The sequence below is a fragment of the Curtobacterium sp. MCBD17_035 genome, from assembly GCF_003234815.2.
Lineage (GTDB): Bacteria > Actinomycetota > Actinomycetes > Actinomycetales > Microbacteriaceae > Curtobacterium.
In genome coordinates this window covers 349,634-362,814 of the sequence record NZ_CP126279.1, presented here as the reverse complement: position 1 = coordinate 362,814, position 13,181 = coordinate 349,634, and the positions used below count along the sequence as shown (strand labels likewise).

Annotated in this window: 10 protein-coding genes; 5 read left to right on the top strand and 5 right to left on the bottom strand. The window is 72.8% G+C overall.

Annotated features, from left to right (window positions below; all coding sequences use genetic code 11):
• Positions 1-285: 285 nt before the first annotated feature.
• A complete protein-coding gene (guaB, locus tag DEI93_RS01750) occupies positions 286-1,788 on the top strand; it encodes an IMP dehydrogenase (RefSeq protein WP_111009777.1) in 1,503 nt (500 codons plus the stop codon).
• Between the two features lie 118 nt (positions 1,789-1,906).
• On the opposite strand, the gene DEI93_RS01745 is transcribed toward guaB, so the two are convergent.
• Positions 1,907-4,585: a LuxR C-terminal-related transcriptional regulator gene (locus DEI93_RS01745; protein ID WP_146244442.1), complete on the bottom strand. Its 2,679-nt coding sequence runs from the start codon at positions 4,583-4,585 to the stop codon at positions 1,907-1,909.
• A 297-nt stretch (positions 4,586-4,882) separates the two neighbouring features.
• Here DEI93_RS01745 and DEI93_RS01740 point away from each other — a divergent pair, with 297 nt between their 5' ends.
• The gene (locus DEI93_RS01740; RefSeq protein ID WP_111009897.1) at positions 4,883-5,407 is read left to right on the top strand and encodes a low molecular weight protein-tyrosine-phosphatase; all 525 of its coding nucleotides are present in this window, start codon (positions 4,883-4,885) and stop codon (positions 5,405-5,407) included.
• A complete protein-coding gene (purB, locus tag DEI93_RS01735; protein WP_111026984.1) occupies positions 5,404-6,789 on the top strand; it encodes an adenylosuccinate lyase in 1,386 nt (461 codons plus the stop codon). Before DEI93_RS01740 ends, purB begins: the two co-directional genes overlap by 4 nt.
• Here the strand turns inward: purB and DEI93_RS01730 are convergent.
• Both DEI93_RS01730 and DEI93_RS01725 read right to left on the bottom strand, forming a co-directional pair.
• Complete coding sequence (locus DEI93_RS01730; protein ID WP_111120137.1) at positions 6,744-7,754, bottom strand: epimerase; 1,011 nt, start codon at positions 7,752-7,754, stop codon at positions 6,744-6,746. The two genes, purB and DEI93_RS01730, sit on opposite strands and share 46 nt — an antisense overlap.
• Before the next feature lie 74 nt (positions 7,755-7,828).
• Positions 7,829-8,503, bottom strand: a complete 675-nt coding sequence (locus DEI93_RS01725; RefSeq protein ID WP_111036873.1) for a DUF4166 domain-containing protein — start codon at positions 8,501-8,503, stop codon at positions 7,829-7,831.
• Positions 8,504-8,560: 57 nt separating this feature from the next.
• Between DEI93_RS01725 and DEI93_RS01720 the strand changes: the two genes are divergently transcribed.
• Complete coding sequence (locus tag DEI93_RS01720; protein WP_111012167.1) at positions 8,561-9,475, top strand: cation diffusion facilitator family transporter; 915 nt, start codon at positions 8,561-8,563, stop codon at positions 9,473-9,475.
• A gap of 15 nt (positions 9,476-9,490) precedes the next feature.
• Here DEI93_RS01720 and DEI93_RS01715 read toward each other — a convergent pair whose 3' ends face one another.
• Positions 9,491-10,768, bottom strand: coding sequence for an MFS transporter (locus tag DEI93_RS01715; protein ID WP_111120136.1), 1,278 nt, complete (start codon positions 10,766-10,768; stop codon positions 9,491-9,493).
• A gap of 81 nt (positions 10,769-10,849) precedes the next feature.
• Here DEI93_RS01715 and DEI93_RS01710 point away from each other — a divergent pair, with 81 nt between their 5' ends.
• Positions 10,850-11,797, top strand: coding sequence for a LysR family transcriptional regulator (locus DEI93_RS01710; protein ID WP_111120107.1), 948 nt, complete (start codon positions 10,850-10,852; stop codon positions 11,795-11,797).
• On the opposite strand, the gene DEI93_RS01705 is transcribed toward DEI93_RS01710, so the two are convergent.
• Positions 11,767-13,164, bottom strand: coding sequence for an MFS transporter (locus DEI93_RS01705; protein ID WP_146244441.1), 1,398 nt, complete (start codon positions 13,162-13,164; stop codon positions 11,767-11,769). The genes DEI93_RS01710 and DEI93_RS01705 overlap by 31 nt on opposite strands.
• Between the last annotated feature and the right edge of the window lie 17 nt (positions 13,165-13,181).

Here is a 13,181-nt window from a genome sequence, read left to right as displayed (position 1 = left end):
CGTGCGGTTGCGCCGACAGTACGGAGCGTTTGTGTCACCTGTGTTTCCATCAGGTTCCCTGCGTGCTTCGTCACGGAACCGTGATGATGCACAGGAGCGCGAGTGGTGACCCAGCGTCCGCTCAGCCGAACCCGGGCGGACCGCTCAGGTCCTGCCTCCCACCCGGTCGGACGGCGCCCGGCTGCGGGAATGGCGGGCCCACGCGCCCGCGTTACCATGTCCCATCCGGTACCCGACGTCGTGGCCGGAGCACCTGCAGCCAGCCCGGAACGACGAGAGGGACCCATGGACCAGCCGGATCCGTTCGGATTCATCGGACTCACCTACGACGACGTCATGCTGCTCCCCGGGCACACCGACGTCATCCCGAGCGAGGCGTCGACCCGCTCGCGCCTCACCAAGCGGATCGAGGTGGCGGTGCCGCTCCTGTCGGCGGCCATGGACACCGTGACCGAGGAGCGCATGGCGATCGCGATGGCCCGCCAGGGCGGGATCGGCATCCTGCACCGCAACCTGTCGATCGCCGACCAGGCGGCCGCCGTCGACAAGGTCAAGCGGAGCGAGTCGGGCATGATCACGAACCCGGTGACCACGCGGCCCGACGCCACCGTCGCCGAGGTCGACGCACTCTGCGGGCAGTTCCGCGTCTCGGGACTCCCGGTCGTGGAGTCCGACGGCACGCTCGTCGGCATCATCACCAACCGCGACATGCGCTTCGTCGCGCCGTTCGAGCAGAGCACGACACTCGTCCGCGACGTCATGACGAAGGCGCCCCTCATCACCGCGCCCGAGGGCATCGACCCCGAGGCGGCGGTCGCGATCTTCGCCCAGCACAAGATCGAGAAGCTCCCGCTCGTCGACGCGTCCGGCCGGCTCCGCGGGCTCATCACGGTCAAGGACTTCGACAAGAGCGAGAAGTACCCGGACGCCACGAAGGACGCCGAGGGCCGCCTGCGCGTCGGTGCCGCGATCGGCTTCTTCGGCGATGCCTGGCAACGGGCGACGGCCCTGCTCGAGGCGGGCGTCGACGTGCTCGTCGTCGACACCGCGAACGGCGAGAGCGAGGGCGTCCTCGACATGGTGCGCCGGCTCAAGGCGGACCCGGCGTTCGCGGGGGTCGACGTGATCGGCGGCAACGTCGCGACCCGCGCGGGCGCGCAGGCGCTCATCGACGCCGGTGTCGACGCGGTCAAGGTCGGCGTCGGTCCGGGCTCCATCTGCACGACGCGCGTCGTCGCGGGCGTGGGGGTGCCCCAGGTCACGGCCGTGTACGAGGCCTCACTGGCCGCGCGCGAGGCCGGAGTGCCGGTGATCGCGGACGGCGGCCTGCAGTACTCGGGCGACATCGCCAAGGCGCTCGTCGCGGGTGCCGACACGGTCATGCTCGGTTCGCTGCTCGCCGGCTGCGACGAGTCCCCCGGGGACCTCGTGTTCGTGGGCGGCAAGCAGTTCAAGACGTACCGCGGCATGGGGTCGCTCGGCGCGCTGCAGACCCGCGGCAAGAAGACCTCGTACTCGAAGGACCGCTACTTCCAGGCGGACGTCCCCTCGGACGACAAGCTCATCCCCGAGGGGATCGAGGGCCAGGTGCCCTACCGCGGCGCCCTCGGCAACGTTGTCTACCAGCTCGTGGGCGGCCTCCGGCAGTCCATGTTCTACGTCGGCGGTCGCACGGTGCCCGAGCTCAAGGCCCGCGGCAAGTTCGTCCGGATCACCGCGGCGGGGCTCAAGGAGTCGCACCCGCACGACGTCCAGATGGTCGTCGAGGCGCCGAACTACCGCGGCTGACACGGCTTCCCCGTGGACGGGCCCGTCGACTCCGGTCGGCGGGCCCGCCGCCGTTCCGCGGGCCCGCCGCCGTTCCGCGGCCACGCGCGGTCGCTGGTGCGGGGACGGTGGCCCGGCCCTAGACGTCGGCCCGTTGCCCCTCCGGCGCTCCCATGAGGTGCCACTCGTACGCGACCCGCACGGCCTCCGCACGGGAGCCGACGCCGAGCTTGCGGTAGATGCTCCGCACCTGCGTCTTCACGGTGTTCGGCGACACCCCCAGGTCGGTGGCGATGTCCTCGATCGAGCCCTGTGCCCGGAGCCGCGTGAGCACGACCCCCTCGCGGCGGGTCAGCCGCGGCACCGTGAGGTCGCTCGAGTACACCGACGGGGCGTCCGCGAGCACCGGCCGGAGGTGCGGGGCCACCTGGTCGAACAACCCCTCGAGTTCGTCGCGTGGGACGAGCCACCACGGGGTGGACAGGCCCCGCGCGCTGCTCACCGTCGCCGCCTCGTCGAGCGACGTCCGCGCGGCGTCGAGGTCGCCGAGCCGGCAGGACGCGACCGCGCGGACGACGTGGAGCTCGGTCCGGGTCCGGGGGCTCGGGTTGCTCCGCCACATGAGCCGGTCGGCGAAGAGACGGGCATGTGGCGCGTTGCCCGCGAGGAGCAGCGCGCGCGCCTGGGCGCCGGCGACGCTCTCGCGCCCGTCGAGGAACGGGCGGAGGCCGGCGAGCGCGGCCTTCGCCTGCCGCGCGAGCAGCAGCAGGTCGGACTTGAGGACGTGCATGAGGCCCTGGTGGTGGTTGCTCAGGGCGTCACGGCCGTAGTGGCCCTCGGCGTCGCGGATCACCCCGAACCCTCCGAGGCCGTCGCCCTGGAGCAACAGTCGGAAGGCGCGGAGGTGCACGACGAGCGGCCAGTCCTCGAGGTCGTACGGCAGGGTGTCGAGCACCCGCATGTGCCGGTCGACCGTCGGGAGGTCCCAGGTCTCGAGTGCGGCGAGGGCGGCGGCGACGTGGACGGGGACCGCCCACACGCTGTGCCGCCATGGGAACCAGCTGCCGTCGCGCATCGCGAGGGTCACGAGTTCCCGACCACGCCGGACGTCCCCGCGCAGGACGTGCAGGTAGGCGGAGTAGCCCATCGCCTGGATGCGCAGGTGCGGGTCCTCGTTCGAGCGGGCGAGCGGCGCGAAGTGCTGCAGGGCCTCCTCGTGGCTGCCGTCGTGCAGGTGCGTGATGCCGACCTGCATGTGGCCGTCCGCGCTCAGGCGCACGCCCGCGGCCGGCGTGGTGCGCATCGCCGTGAGCAGGTCCGGCAGGGACCGGGCGACCGCGAGGGCCCGTCCGAAGCTCCCGGCGCGGCGGAGGGACGCGACGCGGAGGACCGAGTCGCGGACGCTCTCCGCTCCGACGTCGGACTTCAACCGCTCGCGCGCCGCGGCGTCGGCCCGGGCGAAGGCCGCGGCCGGCACCGCCGTCCGCCCGCCGTCGTCGGCGAAGTGCATGGCCGCCTGCAGGTGGAGGAGCCAGGGGTCCGTCTCCATGTGGTCACGCGGCACGACGGCGAGGATCGCCACGAGTTCGGCGTGGTGGTCGCGGCACAGCACCGCGTAGTGCTGTCGCGTCAGCGCGGCCAGGTACGGCCAGTCCTGCGCGGCGGCGGCGAGGCCAACGGCCTCCCGGATCTCGCCCTCCCCCTCGAGCAGACGCGCTCCGGCGGCCGCGATGTCGGGCATGGAACGGTCCTCCTGCAGGGCCAGCTGCTCCGTGAGGACGCGCTTGACGACGGGGGTGAGCGTGAAGCGGGAGCGGCCGCGCACGCGGGTCCACGCGCCGAGCCCGGCTCGTTCCGCCACGTCGAGGAGCTGCGCGACCTGCGCCGCGTCGCCCTCGTCGCGGACGAGCATGTCCTTGTTCATGAACGGGAGGACCGCGCCGGTGACGATCGCCGGCCACGACGCCGTCCCCCGCAGCCCCGACGTCAACTCGTCGACGATCTCGACGGCGATGCGGCGGACGACGGGCTCGAGCTCGTCGCGGTGCCACACCCGGTGCGGTTCGAGCGCGAGCTGGTTCGTCAGCCGTTGCACCGCGGTCGGCCAGCCGGACAGCCGCTCGTGCACCATCGCGATGGCGGGGCTGTCGAACGCGACACCGCGGAGCGTCAGGACCGCCGCGGTCTCCTGCTGGGTGAAGAGCAGGCCGGACGTGTCGAGGACCTCGACGTCGAACCGGGCCGCGACCGCACTCCCCTCGAACGCCGTGCTGCGCCGCGACACGACCACGACCGTGCAGCGGGTGCGTTCGAGCAGCCAGGCGACGTCGTCCTCCACCGCTGCCGCGATCCCGGCGTCGCGGAGCCGGTCGAACTCGTCGAGCACGATGACCTCGTCGCCGTCGAGTCGGGTGAGCAACGCCGCCACGACCTCCTCGTCCGGCGCGTCATCGCGGTCGGGGTGCTCGGGCTGCGGTCCGTCCGCTTCCCGTCGGAGCTGGGCGACCACGCTCCACCACAACCCGCACCGTGTGTCGGTCTCGCGGGCACCGTGCCACGCGACGCGTCGTCCGCCGTCGGTGACCTCGCGGTCGACCCAGTCGGCCACCACGGTGGTCTTCCCGGTCCCGGCCGGACCACGGACGCACACGATCTGCGCGCGAGCGGCGTCGTCGAGCGCCTCGAGCCACCGCGGCCGACGCAGCTGGAACCGGCGCGGTCGCGGGTAGCCCGGCCGCGGTGTCCGACCACCTCCGCCTCGCGCCCGAGCGACGTCCGCCGCCTGTTCCGTCCCGACCGAGGTCAGCATCTCTTCCATACGCGTTCGCTCCGATGACCACATCACGTACCCCTGACTGGGTACGAGGAGGCTAGGTGCGTGATCAGGCGGACGCGACGGCGAAACTTCGTACATCGCCGTTATCTCGCCCACGGGTGACATTCCGGAACAACACCGGGTCGTTCCACTTCACCCGGTACCCAGAGGTGAAGGGCAAGACCCTCCCGCCCTGAGGGTATCTCGACACCGCTCGCGGGTCGAGCACGACCGACGACGGACCGTCCGGTGGACGGGGGTGCCCTCGCGTCGTGGCCGACGGTGCGCCATGATGTGCAGATGCCCTCGGCCGCCGACGTCCCGACCTCGTCGCCGTTCCGCATCTCCTTCGTCTGCAGCGGCAACATCTGCCGGTCCCCGATGGCCGAGGTCGTCTTCCGCCGCATCGTCGAGGAGGCCGGGGTCGCCGACCGCTTCGCCGTCTCGTCCGCCGGCACGGGCGACTGGCACGTGGGCGAACCGGCCGACGAGCGGACGATCGCCGCCCTCGCGGCACGCGGATACGATGGGTCCAGGCATCGCGCCCGTCAGTTCGACCCGGACCGGTTCCCGGAGTTCGACCTGGTGGTCGCACTCGACCGCTCCCACGAGCGCATCCTGCGATCGTGGGCCCCCACGATGGACGACGCCGCGAAGGTGACGCTCATGCTGCGGTACGACGAGGCCTGGCCGCAGCACGCCGACGTGCCCGACCCGTACTACGCGGATCGGCACGAGTTCGACCGGGTCCTCGCGACCATCGAACGCGCGTCGCGGGCCCTCTTCCACCAGATCGAACCGGCAGTCCGTCAGGGAGCCCCATGACACCCCTTCCCCCGCAGCCGATCAGCCCGCTCGACGGGCGGTACTTCCCGGTCGTGCACACGGTGGGGGAACACCTCTCCGAGGCGGGTCTCAACCGGGCCCGCGTCCGGATCGAGGTCGAGTGGCTCGTGTTCCTGACGGACCACGCGATGTTCGCGACGTCGCCGCTGTCGATCGACGACCGAGCAGCGCTGCGCGCCGTCGCGGACGACTTCGGGCAGGCGGCGATCGACGAGCTCGCCGGGCTCGAGGCCACCACCCGACACGACGTCAAGGCCGTCGAGTACTTCGTCCGCGCCCGGCTGTCCGAACTCGGGCTCGACGCCATCGCCGAGCTGACGCACTTCGCCTGCACGAGCGAGGACGTCAACAACCTGGCCTACGCGCTCACCATCCGCGACACCGTGCAGGACGTCTGGCTGCCCGCCGCCCGAGCCGTCACCGACGCGCTCCGCACCCGGGCGGTCGAGCTCCGCGCGGTCCCCATGCTCGCCCACACGCACGGACAGCCGGCCACGCCGACGACGCTCGGCAAGGAGCTCGCCGTCGTCGTCCACCGCCTCGAGCGGGTGCTCGCGCAGGTCGAGGACACCGAGTACCTCGGCAAGTTCTCCGGCGCGACCGGCACGTTCTCCGCGCACCTGGCCGCCGATCCCGAGGCCGACTGGCCAGCACTCTCCCGGGCGTTCGTCGAGTCGCTCGGGCTCGTGTGGAACCCGCTCACCACGCAGATCGAGTCGCACGACTGGCAGGCCGAGCTGTACGACCGGGTCCGGCACGCGAACCGCATCCTGCACAACCTGGCGACGGACGTCTGGACCTACATCTCGATGGGGTACTTCACGCAGATCCCGGTCGCCGGTGCCACCGGGTCGTCGACGATGCCGCACAAGATCAACCCGATCCGCTTCGAGAACGCCGAGGCGAACCTCGAGCTCTCGACGGCGGTGTTCTCGACGCTGTCCGAGACACTGGTGACGAGCCGCATGCAGCGCGACCTCACCGACTCGACGACGCAGCGGAACATCGGGGTCGCCTTCGCGCACTCCCTGCTCGCCCTCGACAACCTGCGCCGCGGGCTCGGTGAGATCGCCGTGGCCGAGGGCCGCCTCGCCGCCGACCTCGACGGCAACTGGGAGGTCCTCGCCGAGGCGATCCAGACCGTCATCCGCGCCGAGGTGACCGCGGGCCGCTCCGAGATCGAGGACCCGTACGCGCTGCTCAAGGAGCTCACCCGGGGCCGCCGCGTCGGCCGCGAGGACCTCGTCGCGTTCGTGAACGGACTCGACATCTCCGACGGAGCGAAGGCGCGGCTCGCCGCGTTGACCCCGGCGACCTACACCGGCCTCGCCGACGAGCTCGTCGGGTTCCTCGACTCCTGACGACCGCGCTGCCGGTGCTCCGCCACGGCGCTCGCGAGCGCTCCGCGGAGTTCCGGGTGCACGAAGCGGTAGCCCGCTCCCTCCAGGCGCGCGGGGACGACCCACCGGCTCTTCAGCACGAGCTCCGTCTCGGTCCGGATCGCGATCGACCCGAGTTCGAGCATCCAGCGCGGGAGCGGGACCCCGAAACGCCGCCCGACGATCTCGCGGAGGGTCCGCATCATGGTGCGGTCGTCCGTGGGGTGGGGGGCGCAGACGTTGACGACCCCGTCGATCTCCGGATGGTCGCGCACGAACCGGATGGCACCGAGCACGTCGGCGATGTGCACCCAGCTGAAGCGCTGCCTCCCGTGCGTGTGCCGGTCCTCGTGGAACGTCCCGGCGGCGCGACGGCGGCGCGTCGCGAACCACGGTCCGTCCAGGTGCGGACCGCCGAGTCCGAGCCGCGCCAACCGGATGAGCGGCACGAGGGCGCTGCCGTCGCCGAGCACGATGGCGATGCGGAGCGCGACCCGACGGGTGCCCGGCAGGTCCCCGTCGAAGAACGCCGCCTCCCATGCCCGGGCGACCGACACGGAGAACCCGGTGCCGATCTCGCCGTCGGACTCGGTCTGCGGGCGGTCCTCCGCGTGCCGGTAGATGGTCGCGGTCGACGCGTTGCACCAGACCCGCGGCGGCCGTCGCGCCGCGCGGATGGCGTCCCGGAGCTCGCGCGTGGTCTCGACCCGAGAGCGGAGGATCTCGGCACGGTTGCGGGCGCCGTACCGGCAGTCCACGCTCTTGCCCGCGAGGTTGACGACCAGGTCGGCGCCGTCGACGAGCTCGGTGATCCGGCGGGTGTCGCCCCACACCGCGTCGCCGGTCCGTCCCACGGTCGTGACGTCGGCGCCCTCGGCGCGGAACGCGTCGACGAGGTACCGGCCGATGAACCCGGACGCGCCGGCCACCACGACGCGTGGCCGCACCGCGTCGCCACCACCGCCGGTGCCGCCGCCGCCGGCAGCACCGTGCTCGCTCCCGCTGTCGCTCCCGCTGTCGCTCATGGACGCCTCCCCGGTCCGCCGGTTCCCCCGGGGGCGTCCGCATCGTCGGGCACGACACCGTGGACGAACGACCCCTCGTACCGGTACAGCGTGCCGACGAGCGGCGCCGACAGCGTCAGCGACACGCGTTGGCGGTCGATGCCCGGGTCGTACCGCTCGGTCAGGACCACCCGCGGTGCCACGGCGGCCGGGAGGCGCAGCATCCGTCCCAGCACCCGGAACGACACGCGGGTCGAGACCAGGCGGAGCGCGCCGTCGGCGACCGCGACGTCGAGCGCGGCCACGAGCCGGCCGCGGCGCCCCAGGTGGTCGGCGAGCCCATCGGCGTCCGCCGTGATCGCGTCCTGCATCACCCAGGGCCCGGACCGGAAGTGGAACGTCCGGCGAGCGAGGACGGCGATGCGTCCCTCCCGGTCGACGGCCGGCCGGTTCTCGACCGTGAACGGCACGTCGCGTTCCCACACCGGCGCCATGACCGCGTCGCGGGCGAACCAGGCGAGCAGCGGCCACATCCAGCGTCGTGGCGTCCCGACGACGTCGAAGACGCCGGTGCCCCGTCCGACGTGCCCCGCGGGGATCGCGCCGAAGTAGCCACGCAAGCGGGGGTGCAGCGCGTCGAGGGTGCCGGGACGGGTGCTCGCCTCGTAGGGCGATCGTGCGCTCGGGGTCACGGTCGGATCCTGTCACGTCCCCGGTGCCCGGTCGGTGCAGATGCCTACGATGGCGGCATGGGCCACCACCACGAGCACGGCGCGCGGTCGGCCAGCGCTCGGGCGTTGACCGTGGCGTTCTGCGTGTCCGCCGCGATCCTCGTCGCCGAGGTCGTCGGCGCCGTCGTGACCGGCTCCCTGGCGCTCCTCGTCGACGCCGGGCACATGGTCGTCGACACGGGCGGTCTCGCGATCGGGCTCGTCGCGGTGCGGCTCGCGCAGCGCTCACCGACGGCCAGACGGACCTGGGGCTTCCAACGCGCCGAGGTCCTCGGCGCCGTCGCGCAGGCCGCGGTCCTGCTCGGGGTCGGGATCGTCGTCCTCGTGACGGCCGTGCAGCGCCTGGTCACGCCGGTCCCCGTCCCCGCGGTGCCGCTCCTGGTGTTCGGTGTCCTCGGCGTGGTCGGCAACGCGGTCGCGCTGGCGGCGCTCACACGCTCCGGAGGCGGGACGTTCACCGCGCGGGCGGCGCGGCTCGAGGTGCTGAACGACTCGCTGGGGTCCCTCGCGGTCGTCGCCGCGGCGATCGTCGTCGCACTGACCGGCTGGGAGCGCGCGGACTCCGTCGCCGCGATCCTCATCGGTGCGCTCATCCTGCCGCGCGCACTCCGGCTGCTCCGCGAGACCACCGACGTCCTGCTCGAGGCCACCCCGCCCGGGCTCGACCTCGACGCCGTGCGGGGGCACATCCTCCGGCTCGACCACGTGCGCGCCGTGCACGACCTGCACGCGTCACTCGTCGCCACCGGGGTGCCGACCCTCACCGCGCACGTCGTGATCGACGACCACTGCTTCACCTCCGCGCACGCCCCGACGATCCTCGACGAGCTGCAGCAGTGCGTCGCCGAGCACTTCGACGTGCCGGTCGAGCACTCGACCTTCCAGCTCGAGCCCGCGTCACACCAGCGGCACGAGCACGACGTCCACGCCTGACCCCGGCGGCGCGGCTCAGGCCCGGGCTGCGAGACGGCTGCCGGCCCAGAGCGCGAGTGCGATGACGACGACCACGAACCCGAGGAGCACGGGCAGCGGCGCGACCACGAGCAGCACCGCGCCGGCGAGGACCACCGGGACGACCATCCCCGCGTAGCCGATGAGGAACGTCGCCGCCAGGACACCGCCGCGTCGCTCCGGCCCGACCAGACCGCCCGCACCGGCGATGGAGGCCCGGAAGAGCAGTCCGACGCCGGCACCGGCGAGCACGCTGCCCACGACGAACACCGCGACGACGAGGACGAGCGCGCCGACCGCGACCCCGGCGAGCCCGACGGTGACGAGCAGCATGCCCCAGCGGACCTGCGCACGCATCGCGAGGCGGGCGAGGGCGATCTGCGCGACCGCAGCGCCCGCGAAGACCCCGAAGCTCGTCGCACCGGCGGCGAGCCGGTCCGTGACGTGGAAGGTGGTCGCGAGGAACGTCGGCGCGATCGACGTGAACAGGCCGAGCACGGCGAAGGTGCTGAACGCCCCGGCACCCGCCGCCCAGAAGGGTCCCGCCGCCCCGGACGGCGCGGTGATCGGCTGGGGTCGGTAGGCCGGGCGTCCCCGCCCGGCGTCGATGGTCTCCGGGACGACGAGCATGGCGACGAAGGCGACCGCGAGGACCACGACGAACACGGCGTACGGCACGACGAGGGGGTGCCGGACGAACTCCGCCAGCACACCGCCGACGAGGGCACCGCCCCCGATGCCGCCGAGGTTGACCGCTCCGGCGACGACGCTCGCGTTCCCGCCCGCGCCCCCGTCCCGGCGCGCTCGGACCCGGAGTTCACCGAGGTGGGCCGTGGCCGAGGCCGTCAGGGTGCCGACACCGAGTCCGCTGATGAACCGCGCGACGAGGAGGCCCGGGACGTCGTTCCAGACGAGGAACAGCACGGCGGCGACGAGCTCGAGCGCGACCGACACGAGGATGAGCCGTCGGCGTCCGTGGACGTCGCTAAGGTGCCCGGCGAGCCAGAGCGCGATCATGACCCCCACGGCGTACGCCGCGAACACGAGTGTCACGGTGAAGGTCGGGAAGCCGTCGCGTGCCTGGTACAGCGCGTACAGCGGTGCGGGGACGGCGGCGAACGCCATGACGCTGAGGAAGCTCCCCGCGACGATCCAGAACCCGGCCGCGTGGCGCTGACGGCTCGGGGTCGGTCGAGCGGGCCGCTCCGGGCGTCCAGCACCAGCGACGGGATCGGGCAGCGGCACGGGTGCGGTCCGGGGAGCGGTGGTGGTCATGGTTCGAGCGTGCAGGACTGCGCCGATCGTGTCCAACGGACAGGACCGCTGACGTCCATCGACGTGGACGATGATGGACGCATGGAGACCCGCCTGCTCGAACAGTTCGTCGCCGTCGCCGACGAGGGCAACGTCACCCGCGCCGCCGCCCGGCTCTTCGCTGCGCAATCGACCGTGTCCGCCGGTCTGCAGAGCCTCGAGCGCGAGCTCGGCGGGGCCTTGTTCGACCGGGTCGGTCGCCGTCTGACCCTGAGCCCCCTCGGCGAGGCGCTCCTGCCGGACGCCCGGGCGGCGCTCGGCGCGGTCGAGCGCCTCCGGGACGGCGCCGTCACCGCCGACGCGCAGCTCCGCGGCCGCGTGCGCGTCGGGATCTTCGCGAACATGGACATCGTCGACCTGCCGCGGATCATCACGACCTTCCACGCGCGGCACCCGCTCGTCGACGTGCACCTCAGTGCCTCCGCGGCGGGGACCACCGGCCTGGCGGAGGACCTCCGGGCCGGCCGGCTCGACCTGGCCTTCACCGCACTGCCGCAGGACCCGCCGGGGATCGCGGTGGCTCCGCTCCGCGCCCTGCCGTTCCGGGTGTACGTCGCACCACCGCATCGACTCGCGGACCGCGGTGTCGTGTCCCTCGCCGAACTCGCGGACGAGCCGTTCGTCGACACCGCGCGCGGGTTCGGGAACCGCATCATCCTCGACGCGGCGCTCCGCGACCGGGGCATCCGGCGCCGCATCGTGGCCGAGATGAACGACCTGCCGTCGGTCGTCCGGTTCGCGGCGACCGGGCTCGGCGTCGCGGTCGTCCCCGATCCCGGCACCGCTGGGGACGCCGTCGTCCTCGAACTCGCGGACCCGGTCGAGCCGCTGCGAGTCGGACTCGCCACCGCTGCCGGCGCCGCTCTGAACCGCGCCACACGCGCCCTCGCCCGAGCGGTCGTGGGCGGTACCGACGGTGGCACCGGCGGCGGCGGCGTCGAGCGGAGCGCCGGCTCGGATCAGGCCGCGGACGGCTCCTCGAGCAGGTGACCGATCGCCTGCACCGAACGCCGGGCGCGCGCCGTCGTCGACACGAAGCCGATCACGACGACGCCCACGGCGATGCCGACGACGATCCACCACATGGCGTGCGTCGCGACCGCGAAACTCGCGTGGACCGCCGCCGCTCCGCTCGCTCCCGTGACCGTCCCGGCGAGCGCCACGCCGAGGGAGACCCCGGTCTGGCGACTCGTCGACGCGACCCCCGCAGCCGATCCCGCCTGGGCACGGGGCATGCCGGACACCGCCGTGTTCGTGATCGGCGCGTTCACCATCCCGAAGCCGAACCCGAACAGCGCGAAGGCGACGACGAGCATCCACATCGGCGTGTGCGCGCCGACCGTCGTGAGGACCGCCGCGCCCGCTCCGATGCCGACGCCGGCGAGCACGAGTGGGATCCGGGTGCCGACCGAGGCGACGAGGCGACCGGAGAACGGCGACACGACCATGGTCGCCACCGCGGCGGGGAGCGTCCAGAGTCCGGCCTGGAACGGTGACATGTGCCGGACCTCCTGGAGGTACAGCGCGTTGAGGAACAGGAACGCACCGTTCGCGCCGAAGGCACCGACCGCCGTGAGCACGGCCGTCGAGAACGGGATGCTCCGGAAGAACCGGACGTCGACGAGCGGCTCCCGGCGCCGCCGTTCCACCACGACGATGAGGACGAGCGCGAGCGCTGCGGCGGCGAACAGGGCGATCGCCGCGACCGAGCCCCACCCGAGCCGTGGACCCTCGATGAGTCCGCCGACGAGCGCCGCGAGCAACACGACCACGAGTGCCTGACCCGGGGCGTCGAAGCGCCGGGGGCGAGCCGCGCGGGACTCGGGGACGAACGCGAACGTCAGCACGACGGCCGCGATGCCGATCGGCACGTTGATCCAGAAGATCGCCCGCCAACCGATCGTGTCCGTCAGGGCTCCACCGACGAGCGGACCGACCCCCATCGAGACGCCGACCACCGCCCCCCAGACGCCGACCGCGCGAGCACGCTCCTTGGCGTCGTCGAAGGTCGCCGTGATGATGGACATCGCGACCGGGTTCATCATCGAGCCGCCGACGGCCTGGACCATCCGGAACACGACCAGCCAGCCGACGCTCGGCGCCAACGAACAGAGGAGCGAGCCGACGGTGAACAGGACGAGCCCGACCTGGAACGTCCTGCGTCGGCCGATGCGATCCGCGGTGGACCCCGACAGCATGAGCAGACTCGCGAGGACCAGCGTGTAGGCGTCGATCGTCCACTGGAGCCCGGAGATCGTGCTGTGGAGCTCACGGCCGATCGACGGCAGCGCCACGTTCACGACGGTGGCGTCCAACGAGACGATGAAGAGGCTGAGGCAGCAGACCGTCAGGATCACGTACCGGTGGCGGTACC

Excerpts from the sequence above, each read along its gene's own strand:
- guaB (WP_111009777.1), top strand. The coding sequence starts at position 286 with ATGGACCAGCCGGATCCGTTCGGATTCATCGGACTCACCTACGACGAC.
- DEI93_RS01745 (WP_146244442.1), bottom strand. The coding sequence starts at position 4,585 with ATGGAAGAGATGCTGACCTCGGTCGGGACGGAACAGGCGGCGGACGTC.
- DEI93_RS01740 (WP_111009897.1), top strand. The coding sequence starts at position 4,883 with ATGCCCTCGGCCGCCGACGTCCCGACCTCGTCGCCGTTCCGCATCTCC.
- purB (WP_111026984.1), top strand. The coding sequence starts at position 5,404 with ATGACACCCCTTCCCCCGCAGCCGATCAGCCCGCTCGACGGGCGGTAC.
- DEI93_RS01720 (WP_111012167.1), top strand. The coding sequence starts at position 8,561 with ATGGGCCACCACCACGAGCACGGCGCGCGGTCGGCCAGCGCTCGGGCG.
- DEI93_RS01715 (WP_111120136.1), bottom strand. The coding sequence starts at position 10,768 with ATGACCACCACCGCTCCCCGGACCGCACCCGTGCCGCTGCCCGATCCC.
- DEI93_RS01710 (WP_111120107.1), top strand. The coding sequence starts at position 10,850 with ATGGAGACCCGCCTGCTCGAACAGTTCGTCGCCGTCGCCGACGAGGGC.